Consider the following 24,860-nt stretch of genomic DNA (forward strand, 5'->3'; position numbering starts at 1 on the left):
GCGGGATGCGCGGTGCAGTGAGGCATGTCGAGTGGGTGGGCGACGACGACCCGGAGCGGCTCGAGGCGGCGACGGTCACGCTGGCCGCGGACCGACTGGACGCTTTGGGCACGTCGCGAACGACGGACTACGTGACGCAGTGGTCGCTCGAGACGGGGCCGGGGTGGGTGACGACACGCCTCGACATCGGGGTGTCCGGCCGGGGCTGGTCGAGGCGTCTGGCGCTGACCCGGGATGCGCATGGGCGCTGGTCGAGCGAGTCCCACTACTCCGGGCATCCGGTGTACGAGGGGGCGCTGATGGCTGCTCCGGGCATCCGGGATCCGGCGTCGCTCGACGGCGCCCTCGACTGCGACCTCGCTCTCTGCCCGGTGACGAACTCGATGCCGATGCTGCGGCTCGGCGTGCTGGACGCCGCCACCCCGGAGACGCGCTTCGTGATGGCCTGGGTCGCGCTTCCGTCGCTCGAGGTCGTGCGCAGCGACCAGGTGTACAGCTCCATGGCGGCGCTCGATCCCGCCGCCGGCCACGGAGTGGTGCAGTACCAGAGCGCGAGCCGCGACTTCACCGCCGACCTCACCGTCGATCCGGACGGCATCGTGATCGACTATCCGCGACTCGCCAAGCGCATCCGCACCCGGCCCTGAGGATGCACGGCCGGCGTGTTACGGCGTCGGCGCGAGCGCGTCGTAGCGCCGGAACGAGCCCTGCACGCGCACGATCGTCGCGACCGCGACGACGATCACGAGACCGCCGAGCAGCGGAGGGAACCAGAGCGCGGCCCAGAGTGTGAGCAGTCCGACGTAGAGGTCGCCGAGGCGTGGGCCGCCGGTGACGACGACGGTGAAGATGCCCTGGAGGCGGCCGCGCATCGCATCCGGAGCCGACGCCTGGAGGATGGTCATGCGGAAGATCGAGCTGATGTTGTCGGCCGCGCCGGAGCCGGCCAGCAGCACGGCGGCGGCGATCAGCGCCGGAAGGTTGGCGTCCGCGACGTTCTGGCCGGTTCCGGCGACACCGCCGAGTGCCACGACGGCCAGCACGATGCCGAAGCCCAGGATGCACGCTCCGTAGACCATGATCGACCGTGCGACGGCGCGACCCTGCCAGCGCACGTGACCGAGGCGGCCGGAGAAGACGCTGGAGAGCAGGGTGCCGACCGCGCCGGCCGCGGTGAGGATGCCGACCGTCACCGGGCCTCCGCCGATGAGCAGCGCGCCGACCGCAGGGAAGAGCGCCCGCGGCTGCCCGAATGTCATGGCGATGAGATCGAGCACGAAGGTCATCCGCAGGTTCGGCGCCGTCTTCAGGAATCGCAGGCCGAACAGCACCGACTCGAGGCCCGGTCGCTGGCGCTCGCCCTCCGGGACGATGCGCGGCAGCGTGAAGATGCCGAGGAATGCCGCGGAGAACAGGACGACGTCGATCGTGTAGGTCCAGCTGATGCCGACGGTGGCCACCAGCAGACCGGCCAGCGCCGGTCCGACCGTGACCATCACGCCCATGCCGATGCCGCCGAGCGCGCTCGCCGCCGGCAGCAGGCGGTCGGGCAGCAGGCGGGGCGTGATCGCCTGACGTGTGCCTCCGATGACCACGCTCGCCACGGCGTTGATGGTCGTGAGCACGTAGAGCGGCCAGACCACCTGCACGTCGAGCCAGGCGAAGACCGCGATCCCCGCGGTGGAGGTCCACGCGACGATCGCGGTGACCAGGGCGACCAGCCGCCGGTCGAACGCGTCGGCCAGCACGCCCCCGTAGAGCCCGAAGACGATCATCGGGAGCAGGGCGAACAGGGCGACGAACGAGACCGCCAGCGTCGAGCCGGTCAGATCGTAGATGTGCAGGCCGACGGCCACGATGGTCATCTGGCCGCCGATGCCGGAGATCGCGCCTCCGAGCCAGAGACGTGCGAAGGCCGGACTCTCCCTCAGCGGCGAGAGGTCGACGAAGTGGCGCCGGCGCGCCAGGGTCGTATCGTCGGGCTCCTTCGTGCCCGGCGTGGCCGTGTCGCGGGTCAGAAGCGGGGCTTCTTGCTCAGCTCGACGGCGGCGAGGGAGTAGACGGCACCGGCCATCATGATGGTCACGGTGAGCGCCTGGAGGACCACCTGCCAGAACGGCAGGAACGGAGTGACCGAGACCCAGAGCCAGAGGACGGCGCCGATCAGCGTGATCACGTAGCTGAAGGTCTTGCGGGCGTAGAGCGCGTTGAGCGAGACCACGGTGGCGGCGACCGACACCTGGAACAGGGGCAGGAAGTCATCGGCGTTGCCGGTCCACGTCGTGACCAGGCTGATGACCCCGAGCACGAGGAACACGAGCACGATGATGGTCGCGATGATCGAGCCGAGCGGACCGGGGAGCGTCGCGCTCAGACTGCGCACGAGGGCTCCGTGCTCGTCGTCGATCTCCGTAGCCGGGCGGTGTGCGTTGTCAGTTGTGGTCACGAGGAAATCCTAGCGCCGAGCGTCCCCGAGCGCCGAAAACGTGGCTGAGTATGGTGGGGGAGTGTCCTCCTCCCGTGGTCAGCGTCCGAGCGGAAACCGCCACCCGCGTCGCCTGCGCATCGACCTGCCCCATCGGATCAAGCGCACGGACGAGCGCGTCGCCCGGCGGATCAACGCGCGCAGGACCGGACCGTGGTCCGACACCTTCTGGCGGAGCCTTTCCACGGCGGCCGACCACGGAATGCTCTGGTTCGCGGCCGTGGGAGTGCTCGTCGCCCTCGGCAGGCCGCGAGCGGCGGTCCGCGGACTCGCCTCGCTGGGGCTCGCGAGCGCGCTCGCCAACCTCGTCGGAAAGCAGTTGGTCGGCGGCGATCGCCCGGCGCTGACCTCCATCCCGATCAGCAGGCGCCTCGACCGCTCGCCGACCTCGCCGTCGTTCCCGTCCGGCCACACCGCGAGCGCCGCCGCCTTCGCGACCGGGGTCGCCCTCGAGTCGCCGCCGGCGGGAGCCGCGATCGCCCCGCTCGCCGCCGCCGTCGGGTACTCCCGGCTGCACACCGGCGCGCACTGGACCTCCGATGTCGTCGGCGGGGCGCTCATCGGTGTGGGGGCCGCTGTGCTGGTCAAAGGGCTCGCCCCGTCCACGGTCGCGCCGCTCCTGCTGCGGGGGGCCCGACCGCCGCCACCATCGAGCTTCCCGCCCTTCCGGACGGCGACGGCGCGTTCATCCTGGTCAATCCGCTCGCCGGCCGGAGCGCGCATCGGCCGAGCCCGCTGCCGCGACTGCGCGAACGCCTGCCCCGGGCGGTCGTGCACGAGCTCGCCGAAGGCGACGACGTCAGCGCGCTCGTGGATGCCGCCCTCGCCTCGTCCACGCCGCCGCGCGTCCTCGGCATCTACGGCGGGGACGGCTCGGTCGGCACGCTCGCCCACGTCGCGCGCCGCGTCGGCCTCCCGCTGCTCGTCTTCCCGGGCGGAACCTTCAACCACTTCGCGAAGGCGGCCGACATTACCTCTCTCGACATAGCCATCGATGCGCTCGTCGCGGGAACGGGCCGTGCCGTCGACGTCGGCGAGCTGACCTTCACGACAGGGGAGCCGATCACCCTGCTGAACACCGCGTCCATCGGCATCTACCCGGCCTTCGTGGCCGAACGCGAGAAGCACGAGAAGCGTCTGGGCAAGGGACTGGCGGCAGTGGTCGCCGCGGTCCGCATCGTGCGCCGGTCCGACCCGATCGAGATCGAGATCGACGGCCGCACCGCACGCGTGTGGTCGATCTTCATCGGGATCGGCCGCTACTACCCGGTGACGGTCGCCCCGATCGAGCGGCGCCGGCTCGACGACGGCCTGCTCGACGTGCGCATCCTGTACGCGAACGGCCAGCCGCGCACCCGCGGCGCCGTGGCCCTGGCGCTCGGCGGCAAGGCGGACGCGTTCGCCGCGCGCCTGCCGTTCCTCCAGGGTCCGCCGGCGGTGGAGGCGTTCACGGCCGGCGACCTGCGCGTCGCGTCATCGGATGCGGGCGGCCGCGACCCCGGCTACGCCCACGACGGCGAGGCCTCGCTCCGCACCCCCGGAGACCAGCACGACGACGGGCGCCGGCTGAGCATCCGGATCATCCGCGCGGGCCTGCAGGTGTACTCCCCGGCGGACCGTCCTCGGGGTTGATGTCGGCAACGGTCTTGTCGGGGCGGAGCCCGCGCCAGCTCGGCTGACGCAGACGATTCGTGGGCGTCCACTCGGCGAACTCCACCTCGGCGACCAGCTCGGGCCGCACCCAGTGCGCGTCCCGGGCATCGAGGGTCGGCACGTCGGTCAGCGGGCTCGTCGTGCGGGGATGCGCGGCGAGCCTCTTCGCGAGATCGGTGAGCATCGCATCCGTGAACCCGGTGCCGACGCGCCCGACGTAGCGCAGACCGCCGCCGTCGGGGATGCCGAGCAGCAGGGAGCCGATCGCGTTCGCGCGGCGCCCGTTGCCGGGTCGCCAGCCGCCGATGACGACCTCCTGCATGTGATGATGCTTGATCTTGATCCAGCTGCGGGAGCGGCGCCCGGGCGAGTAGGTCCCGTCGCGCCGTTTGGCCATCACACCTTCGAGGTTCAGTTCACGGCTGCTCTCGATCGCGTGCTGCAGGTCGCCGCCGAACGCCGGGGGCACCTGCACAGCGTGGTTCCGCGGCGGCCGCAGCACGTCCTCGAGTGCGGCACGGCGCTCGTCGTACGTCTTCGCGACCAGCGACTCGCCGTCGAGCTCCAGCAGGTCGAACACCATGTAGTGCGCCGGAGCGCGTTCGGCGGCGGCCTCCACCTCGCGGGCCCTGGTCAACCCCATCCGGGTCTGCAGGAGTCCGAAATCGGGCCGCCCGGTCGCGTCCAGCGTGACGACCTCCCCGTCGAGGACCAGATCGTGGTCGCCCGCCAGTTCGACGAGCCCGGCGAGGTCGGGGTAGGTGGCGGTGACGTCGTTGCCGTTGCGGGTGCTGAGCCGAAGCGCGCCTGCCCGCACCTCGGCGAGGGCCCGGATGCCGTCCCACTTCATCTCGAAGGCCCAGTCCTCCTCGTCGAGGATGTCCGTGGCGGAGCCGAGTGTGGCGAGCATCGGCGAGATCGGCGTGCCGGTGACGGGCTCCGGATGCGCGGGATGGGTCGACTGCTTGGCGGAGCTCGCCGAAGTCTTCGCGGCTGCGGGCCGCTTCGCGGCTGCGGACTGCTTCGCGCCCGCGGACTGCTTCGCGCCGCCGGCATCCGGTTTCATCAGGTGTATCAGCCAGTTCTGGTCGGCTTTGCCCTCGCCCCCGGTGTGGATGAGTGCGAATCTGCGATCGCCGCCGAGGCCGCCTCCCGGAGTCCCGTGCAGGGTGACGATGACCTCCTTGCCGTCACGCCACTTCTCGACGTCGTAGTCGCCGGCGTCCCAGATCGTCACGTGCCCGGCGCCGTATTCCCCGTGCGGAATATCGCCCTCGAACGCGCCGTACTCGAGGGGATGGTCTTCGACGTGGACCGCGAGGTGGTTCTGCCCGGGGTCGGTCGGCGGGCCCTTCGGAAGCGCCCAGCTCACCAGCACCCCGTCGTGCTCCAGCCGGAAGTCCCAGTGCAGCCGGCGCGCGTGGTGCTCCTGGATGACGAAGGTTCGGCCTGTCGTCGAGTGCGGCGTCTCGTCGGGGACGGGCTCCGGCGTCTTCTTCGCGTCCCGCTTGGAGCGGTAGGTGGTCAGGCGGTCCTCCGCGGCGCCGTGCACCTCCTCGTCGAGATGGCCGGCCGACAGCTCGGCCAGCGGGTCGCCGCGCCGCTTCACCCGCGCGATCACCTCCGGGTACTCGAGTTGCGCGAGCGTCTTCGAGTCCAGCTCGCGCCAGGTGCGCGGAGCCGCGACCGTCGGGGCGAGCCGTCCCCGCAGCGAATAGGGGGCGACCGTCGTCTTGGCCGCGTTGTTCTGGCTCCAGTCCACGAACACCTTGCCCGCGCGGATCGCCCGCTTCATGTCGCTCACCACGAGATCGGGATGGTCGGCTTCGAGCGCGCGGGCGAGCTCGTGCGCCACCGCCGAGACCTGGTCGCTCGTCTGCGACCCGTCGAGGGCGGCGTAGAGGTGGATGCCTTTCGACCCGCTGGTCACCGGCATCGGGTCGAGCCCCATGTCGGTCAGGATGCGGCGCGCGAAGCGGGCGACCTCGGCGCAGTCGGCGAGTGTGACGCCCTCGCCGGGGTCGAGGTCGAGCACCAGCCGGTCGGGGTTCTTGGGCGTGCCGTTGCGCGAGGCCCGCCACTGCGGAACGTGGATCTCGAGGGAGGCGATCTGGGCGAGCCAGATGAGCGTCGCCGTGTCGTTGACCAGCGGGTAGTCGTTGGTGTGGCTCTTGTGCTTCACCGTGCGGCGCTTCACCCAGCTCGGGGTCGAGCCGTCGAGGTTCTTCTGGAAGAACACCTCACCCGGATGCTCGGCTGTGCCCACTCCGTGCACCCAGCGTTTCCGCGTGGCCGGCCGGTCGCGCACGTGCGGGATCATCACCTCGGCGATGGCGTTGTAGTAGCCGATCACGTCGGCCTTCGTCGTCCCGGACTCGGGGTAGAGGACCTTGTCGAGGTTGGTCAGCTTCAGACGGTGACCATCGATCTCGACGACCTCGCTGTCGGATGTCGGCATGACAGAACGCTACGCCTGGGCACCCGAAGTTCAATCACTGGTTGAAAAAGAGCCGATCAACGGTGACGATGGTCGCATGAGGGCCATTTGGACGGGTGCGATCACTTTCGGGTTGGTCAACGTGCCGGTGAAGGTGTACAGCGCCACCGAAGACCACGACGTCGCGCTGCATCAGGTGCACGACGCCGACGGCGGTCGCATCCGGTATCAGCGTCGCTGCGAGATCGACGGGAAGATCATCCCGTACGAGCACATCAGCAAGGCGTACGACGACGGCGAGCGGACCGTGGTGCTCACACCCGAGGACCTCGCGTCGCTGCCGGCCGAGCGCAGCCGCGAGATCGACGTGGTCGAGTTCGTGCCCAACGACCAGTTGGATCCGATCATGTTCGACCGCAGCTACTATCTGGAGCCCGACTCGAAGTCCCTCAAGGCCTATGCCCTCCTCCGTAAGACTCTCGAGGACTCCGAGCGCACGGCCATCGTGAACTTCGCGCTGCGTCAGAAGACCCGTCTCGGCGCACTGCGGGTGCGCGGCGACGTGCTCATGCTGCAGACCCTGCTGTGGAACGACGAGGTGCGCGAGGCGAGCTTCCCCGCCCTCGACGAGGCGCCGCGGATCACGCAACGCGAACTCGACCTGTCGAGCGCGCTGATGGAGAGCTTCGCCGGCGATTTCGAGCCGGAGAAGTTCAGCGACGAGTACCAGGACGAGCTGCGCAAGCTGATCGAGGCGAAACTGGAGCAGGGAGACGCGATCGACACCGCCGAGACGTTCGGCGAGGAGGAGGAGAAGCGCTCCGGCGGCGGTGAGGTGATCGACCTCATGGAGGCGCTGCAGCGCAGCGTCGAGCGCAGCCGCTCCGGTTCGTCGACATCGAAGGCGTCCGCCAAGAAGTCGGGCGGCGCGAAGTCGGACGGCGCCGCGAAGTCGTCCGCCTCGAAGCCGGCGGCGAAGAAGGCGAGCGCGTCGTCTGCGGCGAAGCCGGCCGAGAAGAAGACGGCCGCGAAGAAGAAGCCTGCGTGACGCGTCTGCGGCGCAGCGACCCGTCGGGTCCCGGCTACCGCCGTGTCACCTCGAAGAAGGGCGTCTCGTATGAAGACGAGGCCGGCAATCCGATCGTCGACGAGCGTGAGCTGGAGCGCATCCGGTCTCTGGTGATCCCGCCGGGGTGGCTCGATGTGTGGATCACCCCGGATGCCCGCGGGCACATCCAGGCGGTGGGCACCGATCAGGCGGGCCGCCGCCAGTACCTGTACCACGAGTCGTGGCGTGTGCGTCAGGACCGGCTCAAGTTCGACCGCGCCCTGCAGCTCGCCGAGACGCTGCCCGCTGCCCGGCGCCGGGTCACCCTCGATCTGCGGGAGCCCGGCTTCGGGCGCGACCGCATCCTGGCCGCCGCTCTGCGCATCATCGACCTGGGGTCTCTGCGGATCGGGAGCGAGGAGTACCTGCACGCCAACGGCAGCCGCGGGCTCACCACGCTGCTCTGCCGGCACGTGGCGATCGACGGGGACGAGGTCACGCTGACGTTCCCGGCGAAGAGCGCCCAGAAGTGGACGAGCACGATCTCCGACGAGGATGTGGCGCGGCTGCTCGGCGAGGTCGTCGACACCCGCGGTCCGCGCTCCCGGCTGCTGTCGTGGAAGGACGGCACCTGGCACACGATCCAGCCGGCGTCGCTCAATGAGTACATCCGGCGGCAGACGCGGGGCGAGTTCACCGCCAAGGATTTCCGCACGCTGCAGGGCACCATCACGGCGGCCTCCGCGCTCGCCCATCTGGGCGCCGGCGGCTCGGACCGGGAGCGGGCGAAGCGGATGTCCGCAGCGGTGAACGAGGCCGCCGACGCTCTCGGCAACACCCCGGCGATCGCCAGGAACAGCTACATCGACCCCCGCATCTTCGACCGCTTCCGCTCGGGGGAGGTCATCGACCTGTCGAACGGCCGCGCCCCGGAGCCGGCCCTGCTGGAACTGCTGAGCTGAGCGCACTCCCGCTGGGGTGCGCTACGCCCCTCGCCAGCTCCGCTCAGGAGCCGCTGTCCGTGTCCGTCGAGAGCGGGGCGGCGATCTGCTCCAGCGACTTGCCCTCGGCATCCACCCCCAGGAACAGCTCGACCAGTCCCGCCGCGATCATCAGCCCGGCCCCGATGTAGTACCCCACCGCCACCGCCTGGATGCCCGAGCCGATGAGCTGACCGAACAGGATCGGCCCCGTGATTCCGCCGATCGCGGTGCCGATCGCGTAGAAGAACGCGATCGCCATCGCCCGGGTCTCCATCGGGAAGATCTCGCTGACCGTGAGGTAGGCGCTGCTGGCTCCGGCCGAGGCGAAGAAGAAGACGATCATCCAGCAGACGGTGAGCCAGAACGCGTCGAGCAGTTCCGCACTGAACAGCATCGCGGTCCCCACCAGCAGCACGCCGCTGCCGATGTACGACAGGGTGATCATGAATCGGCGCCCGACGGAGTCGAACAGGTGACCGAGCACCAGCGGGCCGAGGAAGTTGCCGATCGCGATCGGGACGAGGGCCCACGGAGCCAGATCGTCCGGCACGCCGAGCAGCTTGGTCAGCACCAGCGAGTATGTGAAGAACACCGCGTTGTAGAGGAAGGCCTGGCCGATGAAGAGCGACAGGCCGAGGATGGTCCGCTTGGGGTAGGTCGAGACCGCGACCCGCGCGATCTCGCCGAAGCCCGTCGAGCGGCGCTGGCGGATCCGGATGGCCTGGTCCGCCGGCACCGTGTCGAGCGCGGAGCCGGTCTCCTTCTCGATGTCCTGCTCGATCCCGCCGACCAGCTTCTCGGCCTCCTCGTCGCGGCCGTGGATGAACATCCAGCGCGGCGACTCCGGCACGTTGCGTCGCACGAGCAGGATGACGAGCCCCAGTACAGCGCCGAGCCCGAAGGCGATGCGCCAGCCGATGTCGGCGGGGAAGTTGTTCGTGTCGAGCAGGAACACCGTCAGCACCGCGCCGAACGCCGTTCCGAGCCAGTACGACCCGTTGATCGCGAGGTCGACCACGCCCCGCCGCCGGGCCGGGATCAGCTCGTCGATGGCCGAGTTGATCGCCGCATACTCGCCGCCGATGCCGGCTCCGGTGAGGAAGCGGAACACGAAGAACATCACGGGCGTGACCGAGAAGGCCGTGAGCACCGTGGCCACGAGGTAGAGGCCGAGAGTGATGATGAACAGCTTCTTGCGCCCGAACCGGTCCGTCAGATAGCCGAACACCAGGGCGCCCGTACAGGCGCCCGCGACGTAGATGGCGGCAGCGAGTCCGACCTGGCCGACGGTGAGCCCGAGTCCGCTGTCCGGCTCGGTCAGCCGGCTGCCGATCGCACCGACGATGGTCACTTCGAGGCCGTCGAGGATCCACACCGTGCCGAGTCCGACGACCACCAGCCAGTGGAAGCGGGACCAGGGGAGGCGATCCAGCCGGGCCGGGATCTTCGTCTCGATCGACTTCAACGTCGTTGTCTGGGAATCCGATGAATGCGTGCTCACGGACGGGATGCTACGAGCAACCCCTCGATGCCAGCAGGGGCTTGACAGAACCGGATGCGGGCGTATGCGCCCCGACACGCCTAGCGAATGCCCTCCACGGTGTCAACCCCTTGTTGGGGGTCATGGCCGGATGTTTACCCTAGCTAGGGACTTCCGCTCCGGCGGAGGCGCCCGACGCACCAGAAGCAAGCACAACGAATACGAGCCGATGGGATGGACACAATGACTGTGCTCGAAGTGACGAACGATCCGGTGCGCGACTACCTCAACTCGATCGGCCGCACGCGGCTGCTGACGGCGGAAGAAGAGGTGGACCTCGCGAAGAGGATCGAGGTCGGCGTACTGGCGGGGGAGCGGCTCGCCAAGCGATCGGGCCTCACGCCCGTCGAGCGCCGCGAACTGCAGTGGCTCGCCGACGACGGCAAGCGCGCGTTCGAACGGTTCATCGAAGCGAACCTGCGCCTCGTGGTGAGCATCGCGAAGCGATACGCCGGCCGTGGTCTTCCCGTGATGGACCTCATCCAGGAGGGGAACCTCGGACTGGTCCGCGCCGTCGAGAAGTTCGACTACCGCACAGGGAACAAGTTCTCGACGTACGCCACCTGGTGGATCCGTCAGTCGATCCTCCGCGGAATCGCGGACACGGCCCGGCTGATCCGCATCCCCGTGCACACGGTCGAGAAGATCGACAAGCTCGACCGCATCCGTCGTGACCTGGGCGGCGAGCTCGGCCGCACGCCGACGCTCGAAGAGATGTCGGAGGCGTCGAACCTCGACCCCGCCGAGGTCCGCAAGCTGCAGATGAGCGACTCGGAGACCGTTTCGCTCGCCGTGCCGGTGGGCGAGAACGAGGGGGCCGAGCTCGGCGACCTCATCGAAGACGACGACTTCCCGACTCCGGCGGAGGCGGTGGAGGTCGGGTTCCGTCATCGCGATCTCGAGGACCGCCTGCGTGAGCTCCCGCCTCGCGACGCCAAAGTGGTGCGGATGCGCTTCGGACTCGACGGTCAGAAGCCGATGACGCTCGACGAAGTGGGCGAGATCTACGGCATCACCCGCGAGCGGGTGCGTCAACTGGAGACGCGCAGCCTCAAACGACTCCGCTGCCCCGAACTGCTGGAGTACCTGCGGTAGCGGACCGCGAAAGGGATCGGGACCCCGCGCTCACTCGAGCGCGGGGTTCTCGTGTTCTGCGGCGGCCTGTTCGAACGGGATGTCTCCCGGGCGCTCGCCCGCGTCGGCGGTCGCGTCGGACTCGGATGCAGCTGCGGCGCCGCCTGCCTGCTCGCCGGCCGTCTGCTCGTCGGCCCCCGGCTGCGTCGTGCCCTGCTGGGCGGCGTCGGTCGTCGTGCCGTCTGACTCTGCCATCTCTGTCATGGCGTCCCTCGCTTCCTGCCATGAGGTCCGCTTGCCAACCTAGGCGTGAGCGCGACGACTGGCAAGGCCCCCCGGCGTCAGCGCCCGGGAGGGGTGTCCGCGTTCACCTCGTCGGCGCCGAGTGCGCCGATCTCCTCGGTGAGCTGGAGCCCTTGCGCACTGTTGGACGACAGGGTGAGCGCCTCGAGCCAGGTCTTGTTGATCTTCGGCTGGCGACCCCCGCTGTAGCGGAACAGGAGCGGGATGGACGGGTCGATCCAGACGGCGCTCCGTCCGTCGCCGACGCTCTGCTCGTCGCGCCAGGAGAAGAAGAACCCTTCCTTGCGGCGCAGCTTCAGGCCGACCACGATCTGCAGGTGCGCGAGAACGCGATCTTCGAAACCGATCTCAGTCGTTCCGGCGTAAATGAGCTTGCCCATGGCTTGAACCGTACAGGACGATCCGGCGTTTGGAAGCGCGCCGTGGCCAGGCAGGAACCGATCGTGTTGTCAATCCCTGGTACGGGTGTCAATGCCTAATTATCCTGAGGTACGGAACGACAGGAGCACCCCATGGAACGCGGAGAAGCGTGGATCGTGAGCCACGGCGGGCGGGAGTACGTGACGTCCGACGAGATGGCCAGGATCTTCCTGTCTCAGGCGGAGCGGGCACTGCGCACCGGCGAGCCGACCCTCGTCGTGCTTCGCCACACCAAGGGCGTCGAACTGGTCCTCGTCACCGACGAGGCCTCGTTCACCATCACTCGTCGCCAGCTCGCGCATCACTGAGAGTCGTGCTCGAGGCGGAGGTGGAGGCCGAGTGCAGCATCGGCACAGCAGGCCCGGAAACGAGCTAGTCGTCAGTCGTCGCCGACCGGCGCGGCGATGCTCTCGCTGAGTTCGGTCAGAAACCGGATGACCACGTCGCGTTCTGCGGGCTTCAGCCGCTTCGCGACCTCGTAGCGCCGCGCGTGCTGCACACCCATCGTGCGGCGCACGTCGCGGTGGGTCTCCTCGGTGATGGAGACGGTCACGGCCCGGCGGTCGGTCGGGTGCGGGTGGCGCTCGATGTGCCCGCCCCGCTCGAGCCGGTCGAGCAGTTTCGTGGTCGACGCCGTCGAGATGTGCAGGTGTTCGGAGAGTGCTCCGGCGGTGACGGCGACATCGGCGTTCATCGAGGCGATGATGTACCGCAGTGCCTTCATGTCGGTGTCGTTGAGCTTCAGGTGGCTGCGGGACTCGAAGCTCAGCTTCTGCTCGGCTTCGCGCCAGTCGCGGATGGCGGTGAGGACGTGCACGACCTGGAGCAGTTCCTCTTCGCTGAGGTCGTCGTGCCGCACGAGTTCCTGACGCGGATCGATGACACGCGGATCGAGCAATGATCCCGAAATGCGCCGCGCCTCGTCTTTGTCGGAAGTCATGCGATCATCCTATTCCCAGGGGCAAGAAGCGTGCTAAGTTATTTACTTACTTGGCTAGGCAAAGGAGCTCCGGATGACGTCCATCCACCTCGGAGAGCGCCACCTCGGCCTGTCGGTCGAGATCGACGCCCGACTCGATGCGTTCTTCGCGGAACGCCTCACCCTCGCGGCCCGTTACGGCAGCGAATACCAGCGCCTGTGGGCAGAGGCGCGAGCGGCCAGCGAAGGCGGGAAGCGCATCCGGCCCCGTTTCGTGCTGAGCGCATTCGAGGGGCTCGGAGGAATCGACCGCGCGGCCGCCGTCGACACGGCCGTCGCGTTCGAGCTGCTGCATACGGCGTTCCTGCTCCACGACGACGTCATCGACCGCGACACCGTGCGACGCGGCCGGCTGAACCTGTCCGGGGCGTTCGCGGCGGACGCGCTGGCCAGGGGAGTGGGGGTGCAGCGGGCCGGGCTCTGGGGTCAGGCGGCCGGCATCCTCGCCGGCGATCTGCTGATCCACGCCTCGCAGTCGCTCGTCGCCCGCGTGGACGCGCCGTCCGGCACCCGCGACACCCTCCTCGACCTGCTCGATCACAGCGTCTTCGTCACCGCCGCCGGCGAGCTTGCCGATGTCTCGTTCAGCGTGCGGCTCGGTGAGGCCCGGCTTCCCGATGTGCTGGCCATGACCGAGCGCAAGACCGCGACCTACTCGTTCGCCGGCCCCCTGACGGCCGGTGCCATCCTCGCGGGGGCCGGAGGAGACATCCTCGAAGCGCTCGCCGAGTACGGCCGCCTTCTCGGCGTCGCCTTCCAGCTCGGCGACGACCTTCTCGGTGTGTTCGGCGACCAGGACGTGACGGGCAAGAGCGTGGTCAGCGACCTGCGCGAGGGCAAAGAGACCTCGCTCATCGCGTACGCGCGGGCCACCACCGCCTGGGAGCGGGTCGAACCGCTCTTCGGCCGGCACGACCTGAGTGCCGCCGAGGGCCGGATGCTCGCCCGGTTCCTCGACGAGTGCGGCGCTCGCGCTTTCGTCGAGAACCTGATCGACGAGCACGTGGCACGCGCGGCGGCGGTGATCGACGCCTCCGATCTTCCCCCCGTGCTCGCGGACGAGCTGCGGTCCGTCGCGCGGTCGTGCATCGGGAGGATCGTATGACGCGCGAAGCGCAGGCCGGAGTGCCGGCCGGGGTCGAGCATCCCACCGATCTCGCCCTGTACACGCGAGCAGCTCACACCAGCTCGGCCACGATCATCCACGAGTACTCGACCTCCTTCGGAATGGCGACACGCCTGCTCGCTCCCGCCGTCAGACCGCGCGTCGAAGACGTCTATGCCCTGGTGCGCGTCGCTGACGAGATCGTCGACGGCGCTGCTCACGAAGCCGGCCTCAGCGTGAGCGACCAGCGCGAGCTGCTCGACGCGCTCGAGGCCGACACGGAACGCGCGATGCGCGCCGGGTACAGCGCCAACGTCGTCGTGCACGCCTTCGCGACGACGGCACGCTCGGTGGGCATCGGTCCTGAGCTGACGGCACCGTTCTTCGCCTCGATGCGCCGCGACCTGAGTCCGGTCGACTTCTCCGCCGACGAACTCGGCGCCTACATCTACGGCTCGGCCGAGGTGGTCGGGCTGATGTGCCTCCGAGTGTTCCTTTCGAACGAACACGTCGGCGCCGACCGGCAGCGGCGGCTCGAGAGCGGGGCCCGCCGGCTCGGGGCCGCGTTCCAGAAGATCAACTTCCTCCGCGACCTCGCGGAGGACTGGTCGGAGCTCGGCCGCAACTACTTTCCGGGCATCGAACCCTCCCGGCTCACCGAACGGCAGAAGCTCGAACTGGTGGTCGACATCGAGCGCGACCTCGAGGCTGCGGCCGATGCCATCCCCGAGCTGCCGGACAACTGCCGGCGTGCCGTCCTCGCCGCGCACGGGCTTTTCACCGAACTCTGCGACCGCCTGCGCTCGACACCGGCGCGGCAGCTCCTGACCACCCGAATGAGCGTTCCGACCCGCATCAAGCTGGCGATCCTGCTGCGCGCGACCGCTACGGCCGGCCGGGGCGCGGGGGTCGCACGGTGAGGGCGCCGGCCGGGTCTGTCGTCGTCATCGGCGGCGGCATCGCCGGCCTCGCGACCGCGGCGCTGCTGGCCAGGGACGGACTCAGCGTCACGGTGCTGGAGCAGCACGCGAGCGTCGGCGGTCGTGCCGGATCGTGGGAGTCCGAGGGCTTCCGGTTCGACACCGGCCCATCCTGGTACCTCATGCCGGAGGTTTTCGACCACTTCTTCCGGCTGCTCGGCACGAGCACCGCCGAGCAGCTGCAGCTCGTCACCCTCGATCCTGGCTACCGGGTCTTCTTCGAAGGCCGGACGCAGACCCTCGACATCGTTGCGGACCCGATGGCCAACCGCGAACTCTTCGAGCGCGTCGAACCCGGCGCCGGCTTCGCGCTCGATCGGTATCTGGCGAGCGCGGCCGAGACGTACCGGATGGCCGTCGACCACTTCCTGTACAGCACCTTCGCCTCGTTCCGGCCGTTCGCGACCCGCAACCTCCTCCGCCGACTGGGCCGCCTCGGCCGGTTGCTCCTGCAGCCCCTGGACCGCTTCGCCGCCGGCTACGTGCGCGACGACCGGCTGCGCCAGATTCTCGGCTACCCGGCGGTGTTCCTGGGCACCTCGCCCTCGCAGGCGCCGAGCATGTACCACCTGATGAGCCACCTCGACCTCGATGACAGCGTGCGCTACCCGCTCGGCGGCTTCTCCACGCTGATCGACCGGATCGCCGGGCTCGCGACGCGCGAGGGCGTCGTGGTGGAGACCGGCGCGCGGGTCACTGCCATCCGCACCGGGCCGGGCGACCGGATGCCGCGCGTCAGCGGCGTCGACTACGTGGATGCCGCCGGCATCGCCCGGCGACTCGACGCTGGGCTGGTCGTGTCGGCCGCCGATCTGCATCACACCGAAGTCGACCTGCTGCCGGAGCGGTTTCGCACGTACCCGCAGAGCTGGTGGGAGCGCCGCGAGCCGGGGCCGGGGGCCGTTCTGGTCTACCTCGGCATCAGCGGGCGGCTGCCACAGCTCGCCCACCACAGCCTGTTCTTCACCGCCAACTGGGCGGACGGCTTCGAGCGCATCTACGGCGAGCATCCGTCGATCCCCGATCCCGCGTCGATCTACGTGTGCCGTCCGAGCGCCACGGACCCGGGGGTCGCCCCCGCCGGTAGCGAGAACCTGTTCGTGCTCATCCCCGTGCCGGCCGACGAGTCGATCGGCGCCGGGGGAGTCGGAGGGACCGGGGATGCCCGCGTCGAGCGCGCTGCGGACGCAGCCATCGCTCAGATCGCCGGGTGGGCACGCATCCCCGACCTGGCCGATCGCATCGTGGTGCGCCGCACCGTCGGCCCGGCGGATTTCGCGGCCGACCTCAATGCGTGGCGCGGCGGTGCGCTCGGTCCGGCACACACACTGCGACAGAGCGCGTTCTTCCGCGGCAGGAACGCCTCCGCGAAAGTCGACGGCCTGCTCTACGCCGGCGGCTCGACGATTCCCGGTATCGGCCTGCCGATGTGCCTGATCAGCGCGGAGCTGGTGGTCAAACGTCTGCGCGGCGACACTTCCACGGGGCCGCTGCCGGAACCGCTGGGAGTGACGCTCCAGGAGGAGCGGCCGGCGTGAGCATCCTGTATCTGCTGTTCCTACTGCTCGCGCTCGGCTGCATGGTGCTGCTCGATCGGCGGTTCACGCTGTTCTTCTGGCGGGATGCCCGGCGGGCAGCCCTCGTTCTCGGGATCGGCGTCGCGTTCTTCCTGGCCTGGGATCTGCTCGGCATCGGCCTCCACGTCTTCGCCCGTGGTACGAGCCCTTTCCTGACTGGCATCATGCTCGCACCGGAGCTCCCGCTCGAAGAGGTCTTCTTCCTGGCCTTCCTCGGCTATCTGACCATGGTCCTCCTCTCCGGGGCGGGCCGGATGATCGATCGCGGTCGCGAGCGCGCATGACCTACCTCCTGCTCAGCCTGGCCTTCCTCATCGTTGCCGCCGTCGTGCTGTTCTTCGCCCTCGCCACCGCACCCGACCGGAGGCGGATCGCCCGCCGCTGGTGGCTGCCCGTCCTGATCGCAGCGGTGATCTCGCTGGTCCTGACCGCCGTTTTCGACAACCTGATGATCCGCTCCGGCCTCATGACCTACGAAGCGGGCCGGATCGCCGGAGCGCACCTCGGCCTGGTCCCGCTCGAGGACTTCGCCTATCCGGTCGTGGCACTGCTGCTGCTTCCGGCGCTCTGGATGCTGTTCCGGAGGCGGGCACGATGACGATCACCGCGCCGTCTCCGCTGCTCCAGCTGCTCCTCGCCTCGCGCCCTCTCAGCTGGATCAACACCGCCTTCCCATTCGCGGCGGCGTATCTGCTGACCACGCGCGAGCTCGATCCGGCCCTCGTGGTGGGCACGCTCTACTTCCTGGTCCCGTACAACCTGGCGATGTACGGAGTCAACGACGTTTTCGACTACGAGTCCGACCTGCGCAATCCGCGCAAGGGCGGCGCGGAAGGGGCGGTGCTCGGTCGTACGATGCACCGGCGCACTCTGATCGCCGCTGCCGTGACGAACGTCCCGTTCCTTCTCGCTCTGATCGTCTTCGGCTCGCCGCTGTCGTGGCTGGTGCTGGCCGTCAGCGTTTTCGCAGTGCTGGCGTACTCGGTGCCGGGGCTCCGCTTCAAGGAGGTCCCCTTCCTCGACTCGGTCACGTCGAGCACCCATTTCGTCAGCCCGGCCCTCTACGGCCTGGTGCTGGCCGGCGCGGTGTTCACGCCTGCGCTCTGGATGACGCTGCTCGCGTTCTTCCTCTGGGGGATCGGCAGCCACGCGTTCGGCGCAGTGCAGGATGTGGTCCCCGACCGCGAGGGCGGGATCTCGTCGATCGCCACGGTGCTGGGCGCGCGGTGGACCACGCGGATCGCGATCGTCTCCTGGGTATCGGCGGGGCTCGGGATGCTCGCGACCGCGTGGCCCGGGCCGCTCGCCTCGGTGCTCGCCGTGCCCTACATCCTGGTCGCAGCGCCGTTCTGGTCGGTGCCCGATGCGGAGTCCGCGCGCGCCAATCGGGGCTGGCGGCGCTTTCTCGGGATCAACTACGCCTGCGGCTTCGTCGTCACGCTGCTGCTGATCTGGTTCGCGTGGCTCACGCGCTGACGAAGGCGGCGATCTCGGGACCGACGGCCTTCTCCGACACCTGGTGCGTCTGGCCGTCGAGCACACCGAAGCGCGCGCCCGGAACCGCAGCCGCCACCGCTTCCTGGGCGGTCCTCATCGCATCCGCCGCCTTGCCTCCCACCAGCACGAGGGTCGGCGCCGCGATGCGCGCGAGGCGGTCGGCGGGGACACGGAAGCCGTGCATCATCCGGATGTCGTTGGGCAGCGAAGGTGCGGTGGCCTGCAACTGCCTCCAGACCTTCGGCATCATCCGCATCATCACGGGCACGAAAGCCGGCACGCCGACCATCTTCACGAGGAAGTAGCTGACGGCGGAGCCCCGCTTGCCCTGGGCGAGCAGCGACTCGACCGCGGTGAGGTGGTCGACGTCGCCGTTCTTCCAGCCGGCCGCGACATAGGGAGCCTCGTAGGTGACGAGTCGGCGGATCGGTGCACCGGCCGCCGCGGCCTCGAGCGCGATGGCCGCTCCCGACGAGCTGCCGTAGACCGCGACCTCGTCTGCGCCGCTGTGCGCACCCGCCTGGTCGATCACAGCGCGGAGGTCCTCCAGCTCGCGCTCGGGAGCGGACGGCGGAGTGTCCCCGCTGTCGCCGCGACCGCGCCGGTCGTAGCTGAAGACGGTGAACCGGTCGGCCAATTCGGCTGCCAGCGGGCGAGCCGGACCGAAGCCGCGCGTGCAGAGCGCACCGTCCACCAGCACGAGGGCGGGGCCGCTTCCGACTCTCTCGTAGACGATCCTGGTGCCGTCGGCCGAAATGACCGTGCCCGTGGTCGCCGGTGCGGTGATGATCTTCTCGGCCACGACAGCCTTCCTCTCTTCTGCGGCCTGCGCGGCCGGAGTCTCGCTAGGCCGACAGTTGCCGGTCGAGCTTTTCGAACGATTCGAGCCAGCCCGATTCGGTGGCGTGCCGGCGGTCGGGCGTGAACGGGCCCTGGTGGAGGGTGATGCGGGTCCTGTCACCGTGGTCGTGGAACTGGATGCGCAGCATCAGCTCGTTGATCGGGATGCGGCCGGTCTCGGCATCGAGGCGCATCACGAGGAGCTCCGGCTCGACCAGCTCGACGATGGTGCCGCGCATCGGGAAGCCTTCGCCCGTGACGTCGTCGACCATCAGCAGCTCCCAGCGGCCTCCCACGCGCGGGTCGATCGAGATCGTCTCCGCCGGAGTGGAGAAGCCGGCCGGAGCGAACCAGCGGGCGAGGTGCTCCGGCTGCAGGAAGAACCGCCACACGAGCGGCCGGGGAGCGTCGAACGCCCGCGTGATGTAGACGTCGGTGTCGGCGACCTCGCCCGGTCGGGTCTCGCTCATCGCGATTCCTCTTTTCCCTGATAGGCGGCCAAGGCCGCATCGAGCTTGTCGAAACTGCTCGACCAGAAGTGCTTGTAGCGTTCCATCCACATCGTCGCCTCCCGCAGCGGCTCGGCCTCGAGGTGGCTCAGCCGGCTGGTCGCGACACGGGAGCGCGACACGAGCCCGGCCGTCTCGAGCACTTTGAGGTGCTTGGAGATGGCCGGCTGGCTCACGGTGAACGGCTCGGCGAGCTGTGAGACATTCGCGTCGCCCTGCATCAGGCGCAGCAGGATCTCACGCCGGGTGGGGTCCGCGAGCGCCGAGAACACCGCGCTCAGTCGATCGTCCGCCATATCCATAACCAATCGGTTCCATAACTGATACGGCAAATATAGTGGATGCGCGGCGCCTGTCAAGGGGCGTCGCGCATCCGGTCGTTCGCGGTCAGGCCGTCAGTCGCGGGGTACGAGCTCCTGCAAGGTCCAGCCGTTGCCGTCGGGGTCGCGGAAGGTGACGAACCGGCCCCACGGCTGCTCGTCGACCGGTGTCGCCTCGACGCCGTTCTCACGGAGGTGTGCGTAGGCTTCGTCGGCGTTCGGGATGACCACCTGGATGCCCTGCTGCACTCCGGGCTCCATGTCGGTCAGGCCCTTGCCGAACGCGATCGAGCACGCGGATCCGGGAGGGGTGAGCTGCACGAAGCGCAGCTCCTCCGTGACCACTTGGTCGAAGTCGGCCGCGAAGCCGATCTGGTCGACGTAGAACGCTTTGGCGCGGTCGACATCCGTGACGGGGATGAAGATGAGTTCGATTCTCCAGTCGGTGATCGCCATGATCGGTTCCTTTCTGTCGGTGTACCTCCACGCTAGGCGCCATTGCGGTCAGTTACTGGCCGCAATCCGAATCGGCGGAAAACATCTCGCTCACGGCAAGTGGGGAGCAACCTCCCAGCCGACCGACGGTATCGTCAAAGAGGCGGTTCCTGACGGACCCCGCAGCCAGACCCAGAGAGACGACAGACGCCGATGAGCGACAGCCCCCTTTCGCCCAGCCCGTACGAGGTGCTCGGCGTCAGAGCATCCGTGTCGCACGAGGAGCTGCGGCGCGCGTATCGGCGGCTGCTACGGGAGACCCACCCCGACACCGGCGGAACGGCCGCCCGGTTCCTGGAGGTGCAGCGCGCCTGGGAGCTCGTCGGCGACCCGGAGGACCGCGCCCGGTACGACCGGGGCGAAGACGGCTTCGGCGCCGGGGTGACCGACGGCGGCAGCGGTTCCACCGGCTTCAGCGCGACCGTCCACCCCACGCGGTCCCAGTCGCGCGGCACCACCGTGCGGGCGCGCAGCTACGGGCATCCGGGTGGCCAGGCGCGTGAGCGCTACCTATCGCTGATGCGCGAATGGGTGGGACGCGGCACCGAGCTCGACGACCCGTACGAGCCGTCGCTCGTGCGGTCGGCTCCGCGTGAGATCCGGCACCTGCTCGCGGTCGCGCTCGCCGAAGAGGCGACAGCGCGCGCGGTCACCGGCCTCGGGATGGGCTTCACGATCTGGAACGACGTGTCCGTGCATCCCCGCTCGGACGCCAAGCTCGATCACGTCGTGCTCGGCCCGGCCGGACTGTTCGCGATCCGGTCCGCCGACTGGGGAGGCGAGGTCAAACTCTCCAAGGGTGACGTGGTCGGCGCGTCGATCGACCACGACGACGAGCCGTTCCACGACCTGCTGCGCGACTCGAAGACGTTCTCGCGACAGGTGGGCGTGCGGTTCACCGGGCTGATCATCGTGGTTCCGGATGACGCGCTCGCCGTCCCGTACGAGCGCATCGAGCGCGGCCGGCTGGCCGGCGCGCTGCTGGTGCGCCGTTCGCTGCTGCCGCTGGTGCTGCGGAACGGCGCGGACGCGGCAGGGCGCGAGAGCGTGGACCGCGCGTTCGAGCTGCGCAGCCGGCTGCAGGAGAGCATCCGGTTCGTCTAGACGCCACGGCGTTCGGGGGAGCACAGTGGAGTCATGTTCACACCACTCGATGTTTTCAGCGGTTTCAGCGTCAACGACATCCCCGACGCCAAGGCGTTCTACGGTGACACTCTCGGACTGCAGGTCAGCGACGGCGCGATGGGCAACCTCGACCTGGTCCTCCCGACCGGTAGTCACGTGTTCATCTACCCCAAGCCGGATCACGAGCCGGCGACCTTCACGATCCTGAATCTGGTCGTCGACGACATCGACGCCGCGGTCGACGATCTGAACGCCCGAGGAGTCGACACGCGCATCTACGACAGCCCCGACTTCCCTTCCGACGCGAAGGGCATCGCGCGCGGCAAGGCGGCCGGCCAGGGGCCTGACATCGCCTGGTTCCGCGACCCGGCCGGCAACGTGCTGTCGGTGCTGCAGAACTAGCCGGCGAGCGGGTCGCCGCTCGGGCTCCCGGATGCCGTGAGCAGCTCGCGCAGGGCCATCGCGTCGTACGGCGACCGCACCTTCACGTCGTTGTCGAAGTAGGCGTAGACGTCGAGCCCGTCGGCGAGCCGTCCGCGCAGCTCCGTCGCCCAGCGTTCGAGCGCCTCGGCGGTGTATCCGCTGGTGTAGAGCTCCTCGTCGCCGTGCAGCCGCACGTACACGAAGTCCGCGGTCCGCTCCCGGATGACCGGATAGCGTCCCGCCGTGTCGGCCACCACGATCGCCACGCCCTCCGATCGGGCGAGGTCGGCGAACGACGGGACGTCGAAGCTCGCGTGGCGGACCTCGACGGCGTGCCGTAGCGGGCGATCCTGCCCGCCGGCCGTGTCGGTCCGGTCGGAGTCCAGGGTCGTGTCCCTCGCCAGTGCCGCCGCGTCCGCCGTACTGCGCGGCAGCAGCCGCAGGAAGGCGCGGACGGACTCCTCGTCGTACTGCAGCGTCGGCGGCAGTTGCCACAGCAGGGGGCCGAGCTTCGGGCCGAGTGTGAGGACCCCGGACGCGAAGAAGTTGGCCAGGGCCTCACGACAGTCGCGCAGCCGGAGGATGTGCGTGATGTAGCGGCCCCCTTTCACGGCGAAGACGAAGTCGTCGGGGGTCTCCTCCGCCCAGCGCCGGTAGCTCGTCGGACGCTGCAGCGCGTAGAACGAGCCGTTGATCTCGATCGAGTCGAGCCGGTCGGCTGCGTAGGGAAGCTCCTTGCGGTGCGGGAGCCCCTTCGGGTAGAACGTCCCGCGCCACGGCGCATACGTCCATCCGGAGATGCCGATGCGCGCACGCGTCATCCGCGTCCCCGCAGCTGGTCCATGATGCGCCGATCGCGCTTGGTCGGGCGCCCCGCGCCCCGCTCGCGGACGATCGCAGACGGAGCCTCGGCCTTGGGCGGCGGGGGAGGGGTGAGGTCGTCGAAGCACTCGGCGGCGACCGTCGCGCCGACCCGCTTCACGATCAGCCGCTTGGCGATCAGAATGCGCTCGGTCTCGCCGACGCGCGCCCGCACTTCGTCACCGATCCGCACCGCCTGCGCGGGCTTCGCCTTCTCGCCGTTCACGCGGATGTGCCCGGCTTTGCACGCAACGGCGGCGGCCGATCGCGTCTTGTAGAGGCGGACGGCCCACGACCAGGAGTCGACCCGCACGGTCGCCGGCTCGGCCACGATCAGACCGCTTCGACCAGCTGCGACTTCCACTTCACCAGGCTGCGGACGGTCCTGCTCGCGTCACCGACGAGCTTCTCCATCACGTCGGCCGGCACGAAGTAGTTGACCGCCACCCAGCCGCGCACCGTCTCGGAGCGGTCGTCGGCGAGCATCCGGAGGATGTCGCACGGCGTCGCCTCGTTCTTGGCCACGCAGCCGCGCACGCCGGCATCGGGGTCGTTCGCCAGCTTCATGAAGAGGTCGTCGGGGGTGTTGTAGCTGCTGGCCACACTCTCGCGGATCTTGGGGTTCTCGTGTTCGGCGAGCAGACGCAGTCGCTGGAGCTTGCTCTCGGTCACCGGCGGCGACGGGTGCAGTGCGGCCGCCTCCTCCGCGGTGAGCATCGCCGGGCGGTGCTCCCTCATCGCCTGACGCTGGGCGGGGGTGTTGAACCGGATGCACGACATCCTCCAACGGTACGCGCTCCCGTCGTCCGAAAGGTGGAAGAAGACGCGCGTCGGCCGGGTTACCGTAAGGGGATGGAGTCATCTCTCGTCGCGTCCGGGCTCCGGATGCTCGATCGGGTCGCCGGCGGACGGCACGCCGACTACACGATCCCGCCGGAGGCCCGCGACGATCCCCGCACCCGGCGCGCGTTCGTCGTGATCACCTGGCTGCTGGTCGCCGAGTTCGTGCTGGGGGTCGCCGCCCTCGTGGTCGCCGTCGTCCTGCAGGCCGGCGGCGCCGACGTGCACTGGGCCGTGTGGATGCGCTGCGCCGTCGTCCTGGCCATGACCGCGACCCTCTTCTATTTCGCCTGGCGCGCCCAGAAGGGGTACTACTGGGCGTATTCGCGCCTGCGCCTGTTCTCGAAGGTGTTCCCGGTCGTCACGCTCGTGATCGCCGCGATCCCGGGCCTCTACCCGCTCTGGATGGTCACCGAGCAGATCCTGTTCAGCCTCATCCTGATCGGCGTGGCCGACTACCTCGACTCCGACCACATGCGTGCTGCGTTCCCGCGGCCGGCGAGGCGCGCGGCCGCCGCATCCTGACCTCTTACTGGGACGCCGGGAGCGCGTCGTGCCCGCCGCGACGGGGGAACCACGGCACGATCGGCGACGTGCGGCGCTGATAGCCCGCGTACTCCGGGTAGCGCGAGAGCGTGATGCTCTCGGTGAACACCGTCGACCCGATGAACAGGCCGGTGAGCAGCACCGGGCCGATCACGGTCCACTGCAGCACGGAGCCGGCGGCCACGGCGCCGAAGAAGAACACCATCCACCACTGCGCCTGCTCGAAGAAGAAGTTGGGGTGCCGCGAGAACCGGAACAGACCGCTCTGCAAAAACCGGGGCTGCGGCTGCCGACCGGCGGCCCTCTCCGCCTTCTTCCACTGCTGGAACGTCCACTGCTGCTGGTCGGCGACGGTCTCGCCGACCAGGAACGCCAGGAAGACGACGGCGCAGAGGAGGTCGAGCCCGTTCAGGGGCGTCCGGCGCTGGAACGCGGTCCAGGCCGGAAGGGTGATGAGGAGCAGCAGCACGTTCTGGTAGATCACGATGAAGAACAGGTTGAACAACGCGAACCGCCAGGCGGGCATCCGGGTGCGCAGCACCGACCACCGGTAGTCCTCTCCGCCCGGCGCGTAGCCGCCCTTGCGCGCGAAGTTGAAGGTCAGCCGGATGCCCCACAGCGTCACCAGCGCCGCCATCAGATCCAGCCGCGCGTCCTGCAGCCCCGCGGACCCGGCGAAGACCCACACGTAGACGACCGGGATGACCGACCAGATGCGGTCGACCCAGGAGTGCTCCCCGGTGATCATGGACAGCACCCAGGTGACGACGCAGACCCCCGCGAGGATCCAGAGACAGACGATGAAAGGCTCCACGTGCTC

At 69.3% G+C, this 24,860-nt stretch carries 30 protein-coding genes and 1 pseudogene; 16 read left to right on the forward strand and 15 right to left on the reverse strand.

Translation table 11 applies throughout. From position 1 onward, the window contains the following. The first annotated feature begins 5 nt into the window (after positions 1-5). The gene (locus ACFVV5_RS13125) at positions 6-647 is read left to right on the forward strand and encodes a putative glycolipid-binding domain-containing protein (protein ID WP_387244555.1); all 642 of its coding nucleotides are present in this window, start codon (positions 6-8) and stop codon (positions 645-647) included. Positions 648-665: 18 nt separating this feature from the next. Here ACFVV5_RS13125 and ACFVV5_RS13130 read toward each other — a convergent pair whose 3' ends face one another. Further along, positions 666-1,967 carry an MFS transporter gene (locus ACFVV5_RS13130; RefSeq protein ID WP_387244970.1) on the reverse strand — a complete coding sequence of 434 codons (1,302 nt, stop codon included), beginning with the start codon at positions 1,965-1,967 and terminating at the stop codon, positions 666-668. 47 nt (positions 1,968-2,014) lie between these two features. Further along, the gene (locus tag ACFVV5_RS13135; protein WP_387244558.1) at positions 2,015-2,446 is read right to left on the reverse strand and encodes a hypothetical protein; all 432 of its coding nucleotides are present in this window, start codon (positions 2,444-2,446) and stop codon (positions 2,015-2,017) included. Between the two features lie 241 nt (positions 2,447-2,687). Here ACFVV5_RS13135 and ACFVV5_RS13140 point away from each other — a divergent pair. Both ACFVV5_RS13140 and ACFVV5_RS13145 read left to right on the forward strand, forming a co-directional pair. Further along, positions 2,688-3,011, forward strand: a pseudogene (locus ACFVV5_RS13140) (phosphatase PAP2 family protein); the annotation flags it as partial. Between the two features lie 209 nt (positions 3,012-3,220). Next, positions 3,221-4,117 carry a diacylglycerol/lipid kinase family protein gene (locus ACFVV5_RS13145; protein ID WP_387244973.1) on the forward strand — a complete coding sequence of 299 codons (897 nt, stop codon included), beginning with the start codon at positions 3,221-3,223 and terminating at the stop codon, positions 4,115-4,117. Here the strand turns inward: ACFVV5_RS13145 and ACFVV5_RS13150 are convergent. Then, complete coding sequence (locus ACFVV5_RS13150; RefSeq protein WP_387244561.1) at positions 4,065-6,596, reverse strand: ATP-dependent DNA ligase; 2,532 nt, start codon at positions 6,594-6,596, stop codon at positions 4,065-4,067. The two genes, ACFVV5_RS13145 and ACFVV5_RS13150, sit on opposite strands and share 53 nt — an antisense overlap. A 76-nt stretch (positions 6,597-6,672) precedes the next feature. Here ACFVV5_RS13150 and ACFVV5_RS13155 point away from each other — a divergent pair, with 76 nt between their 5' ends. Together ACFVV5_RS13155 and ACFVV5_RS13160 are read left to right on the forward strand one after the other, a co-directional pair. Continuing rightward, entirely contained in the window at positions 6,673-7,623 is a 951-nt protein-coding gene (locus ACFVV5_RS13155) for a Ku protein (RefSeq protein WP_387244564.1), read from the forward strand. Beyond that, entirely contained in the window at positions 7,620-8,585 is a 966-nt protein-coding gene (locus ACFVV5_RS13160; protein WP_387244567.1) for a DNA topoisomerase IB, read from the forward strand. Before ACFVV5_RS13155 ends, ACFVV5_RS13160 begins: the two co-directional genes overlap by 4 nt. A 43-nt stretch (positions 8,586-8,628) precedes the next feature. Here the strand turns inward: ACFVV5_RS13160 and ACFVV5_RS13165 are convergent, their stop codons facing one another. Next, a complete protein-coding gene (locus tag ACFVV5_RS13165) occupies positions 8,629-10,038 on the reverse strand; it encodes an MFS transporter (protein WP_387244977.1) in 1,410 nt (469 codons plus the stop codon). 282 nt (positions 10,039-10,320) lie between these two features. Between ACFVV5_RS13165 and ACFVV5_RS13170 the strand changes: the two genes are divergently transcribed. Next, positions 10,321-11,241, forward strand: a complete 921-nt coding sequence (locus tag ACFVV5_RS13170) for a sigma-70 family RNA polymerase sigma factor (protein WP_387244570.1) — start codon at positions 10,321-10,323, stop codon at positions 11,239-11,241. 30 nt (positions 11,242-11,271) lie between these two features. On the opposite strand, the gene ACFVV5_RS13175 is transcribed toward ACFVV5_RS13170, so the two are convergent. Together ACFVV5_RS13175 and ACFVV5_RS13180 are read right to left on the reverse strand one after the other, a co-directional pair. After that, the gene (locus tag ACFVV5_RS13175; protein ID WP_387244573.1) at positions 11,272-11,484 is read right to left on the reverse strand and encodes a hypothetical protein; all 213 of its coding nucleotides are present in this window, start codon (positions 11,482-11,484) and stop codon (positions 11,272-11,274) included. 77 nt (positions 11,485-11,561) lie between these two features. Continuing rightward, the gene (locus ACFVV5_RS13180) at positions 11,562-11,903 is read right to left on the reverse strand and encodes an ATP-dependent DNA ligase (protein WP_387244576.1); all 342 of its coding nucleotides are present in this window, start codon (positions 11,901-11,903) and stop codon (positions 11,562-11,564) included. Between the two features lie 132 nt (positions 11,904-12,035). On the opposite strand from ACFVV5_RS13180, the gene ACFVV5_RS13185 reads away from it, so the two are divergent. After that, positions 12,036-12,251 (forward strand): hypothetical protein, encoded by a 216-nt coding sequence (locus ACFVV5_RS13185; RefSeq protein WP_387244579.1) that lies wholly within the window; start codon positions 12,036-12,038, stop codon positions 12,249-12,251. Positions 12,252-12,322: 71 nt separating this feature from the next. Here the strand turns inward: ACFVV5_RS13185 and ACFVV5_RS13190 are convergent, their stop codons facing one another. Then, positions 12,323-12,883, reverse strand: coding sequence for a MarR family winged helix-turn-helix transcriptional regulator (locus tag ACFVV5_RS13190; RefSeq protein ID WP_387244582.1), 561 nt, complete (start codon positions 12,881-12,883; stop codon positions 12,323-12,325). A gap of 73 nt (positions 12,884-12,956) precedes the next feature. Between ACFVV5_RS13190 and ACFVV5_RS13195 the strand changes: the two genes are divergently transcribed. From ACFVV5_RS13195 to ACFVV5_RS13220, 6 genes are read left to right on the forward strand one after another with little or no spacing between them, the layout of a single operon-like run. Continuing rightward, positions 12,957-14,027: a polyprenyl synthetase family protein gene (locus ACFVV5_RS13195; RefSeq protein ID WP_387244585.1), complete on the forward strand. Its 1,071-nt coding sequence runs from the start codon at positions 12,957-12,959 to the stop codon at positions 14,025-14,027. Next, positions 14,024-14,947 carry a phytoene/squalene synthase family protein gene (locus ACFVV5_RS13200; RefSeq protein WP_387244589.1) on the forward strand — a complete coding sequence of 308 codons (924 nt, stop codon included), beginning with the start codon at positions 14,024-14,026 and terminating at the stop codon, positions 14,945-14,947. Before ACFVV5_RS13195 ends, ACFVV5_RS13200 begins: the two co-directional genes overlap by 4 nt. Beyond that, positions 14,944-16,545, forward strand: coding sequence for a phytoene desaturase family protein (gene crtI, locus ACFVV5_RS13205; RefSeq protein WP_387244592.1), 1,602 nt, complete (start codon positions 14,944-14,946; stop codon positions 16,543-16,545). The genes ACFVV5_RS13200 and crtI overlap by 4 nt, the downstream gene beginning before the upstream one ends. After that, entirely contained in the window at positions 16,542-16,868 is a 327-nt protein-coding gene (locus tag ACFVV5_RS13210; RefSeq protein WP_387244596.1) for a lycopene cyclase domain-containing protein, read from the forward strand. The genes crtI and ACFVV5_RS13210 overlap by 4 nt, the downstream gene beginning before the upstream one ends. Next, complete coding sequence (locus tag ACFVV5_RS13215; protein ID WP_387244599.1) at positions 16,865-17,182, forward strand: lycopene cyclase domain-containing protein; 318 nt, start codon at positions 16,865-16,867, stop codon at positions 17,180-17,182. The genes ACFVV5_RS13210 and ACFVV5_RS13215 overlap by 4 nt, the downstream gene beginning before the upstream one ends. After that, positions 17,179-18,060 (forward strand): prenyltransferase, encoded by an 882-nt coding sequence (locus tag ACFVV5_RS13220; RefSeq protein WP_387244601.1) that lies wholly within the window; start codon positions 17,179-17,181, stop codon positions 18,058-18,060. Before ACFVV5_RS13215 ends, ACFVV5_RS13220 begins: the two co-directional genes overlap by 4 nt. On the opposite strand, the gene ACFVV5_RS13225 is transcribed toward ACFVV5_RS13220, so the two are convergent. The 4 genes from ACFVV5_RS13225 to ACFVV5_RS13240 form a co-directional block, all read right to left on the reverse strand. Next, positions 18,050-18,883, reverse strand: coding sequence for an alpha/beta fold hydrolase (locus ACFVV5_RS13225; protein WP_387244603.1), 834 nt, complete (start codon positions 18,881-18,883; stop codon positions 18,050-18,052). The two genes, ACFVV5_RS13220 and ACFVV5_RS13225, sit on opposite strands and share 11 nt — an antisense overlap. A 43-nt stretch (positions 18,884-18,926) precedes the next feature. Beyond that, on the reverse strand, positions 18,927-19,391 hold the full coding sequence (locus tag ACFVV5_RS13230; protein WP_387244606.1) for an SRPBCC domain-containing protein: 465 nt from the start codon (positions 19,389-19,391) through the stop codon (positions 18,927-18,929). Beyond that, positions 19,388-19,726: an ArsR/SmtB family transcription factor gene (locus ACFVV5_RS13235; protein WP_387244609.1), complete on the reverse strand. Its 339-nt coding sequence runs from the start codon at positions 19,724-19,726 to the stop codon at positions 19,388-19,390. Before ACFVV5_RS13235 ends, ACFVV5_RS13230 begins: the two co-directional genes overlap by 4 nt. A 99-nt stretch (positions 19,727-19,825) precedes the next feature. After that, positions 19,826-20,206, reverse strand: a complete 381-nt coding sequence (locus tag ACFVV5_RS13240; protein ID WP_387244612.1) for a VOC family protein — start codon at positions 20,204-20,206, stop codon at positions 19,826-19,828. Between the two features lie 192 nt (positions 20,207-20,398). Here ACFVV5_RS13240 and ACFVV5_RS13245 point away from each other — a divergent pair, with 192 nt between their 5' ends. Both ACFVV5_RS13245 and ACFVV5_RS13250 read left to right on the forward strand, forming a co-directional pair. After that, positions 20,399-21,349, forward strand: a complete 951-nt coding sequence (locus ACFVV5_RS13245) for a J domain-containing protein (protein WP_387244615.1) — start codon at positions 20,399-20,401, stop codon at positions 21,347-21,349. Between the two features lie 33 nt (positions 21,350-21,382). Continuing rightward, positions 21,383-21,772: a VOC family protein gene (locus ACFVV5_RS13250; protein WP_387244618.1), complete on the forward strand. Its 390-nt coding sequence runs from the start codon at positions 21,383-21,385 to the stop codon at positions 21,770-21,772. Here the strand turns inward: ACFVV5_RS13250 and ACFVV5_RS13255 are convergent. Genes ACFVV5_RS13255 through ACFVV5_RS13265 form a run of 3 tightly spaced genes read right to left on the reverse strand, consistent with a single transcriptional unit; the run spans position 21,769 to position 23,392 of the window. Beyond that, positions 21,769-22,614, reverse strand: coding sequence for a DUF72 domain-containing protein (locus ACFVV5_RS13255; RefSeq protein ID WP_387244621.1), 846 nt, complete (start codon positions 22,612-22,614; stop codon positions 21,769-21,771). The two genes, ACFVV5_RS13250 and ACFVV5_RS13255, sit on opposite strands and share 4 nt — an antisense overlap. After that, entirely contained in the window at positions 22,611-23,018 is a 408-nt protein-coding gene (locus ACFVV5_RS13260; RefSeq protein ID WP_387244624.1) for an RNA-binding S4 domain-containing protein, read from the reverse strand. The genes ACFVV5_RS13255 and ACFVV5_RS13260 overlap by 4 nt, the downstream gene beginning before the upstream one ends. Continuing rightward, the gene (locus ACFVV5_RS13265; protein ID WP_387244627.1) at positions 22,988-23,392 is read right to left on the reverse strand and encodes a hypothetical protein; all 405 of its coding nucleotides are present in this window, start codon (positions 23,390-23,392) and stop codon (positions 22,988-22,990) included. The genes ACFVV5_RS13260 and ACFVV5_RS13265 overlap by 31 nt, the downstream gene beginning before the upstream one ends. 114 nt (positions 23,393-23,506) lie before the next feature. Here ACFVV5_RS13265 and ACFVV5_RS13270 point away from each other — a divergent pair, with 114 nt between their 5' ends. Beyond that, positions 23,507-24,019, forward strand: coding sequence for a hypothetical protein (locus ACFVV5_RS13270; protein WP_387244630.1), 513 nt, complete (start codon positions 23,507-23,509; stop codon positions 24,017-24,019). A gap of 4 nt (positions 24,020-24,023) precedes the next feature. Here ACFVV5_RS13270 and ACFVV5_RS13275 read toward each other — a convergent pair whose 3' ends face one another. Continuing rightward, entirely contained in the window at positions 24,024-24,854 is an 831-nt protein-coding gene (locus tag ACFVV5_RS13275; RefSeq protein WP_387244633.1) for a DUF1295 domain-containing protein, read from the reverse strand. Between the last annotated feature and the right edge of the window lie 6 nt (positions 24,855-24,860).

Origin of the sequence: Leifsonia sp. NPDC058248, assembly GCF_042881905.1 — a bacterium.
In the GTDB taxonomy this organism is placed as follows: domain Bacteria; phylum Actinomycetota; class Actinomycetes; order Actinomycetales; family Microbacteriaceae; genus Leifsonia.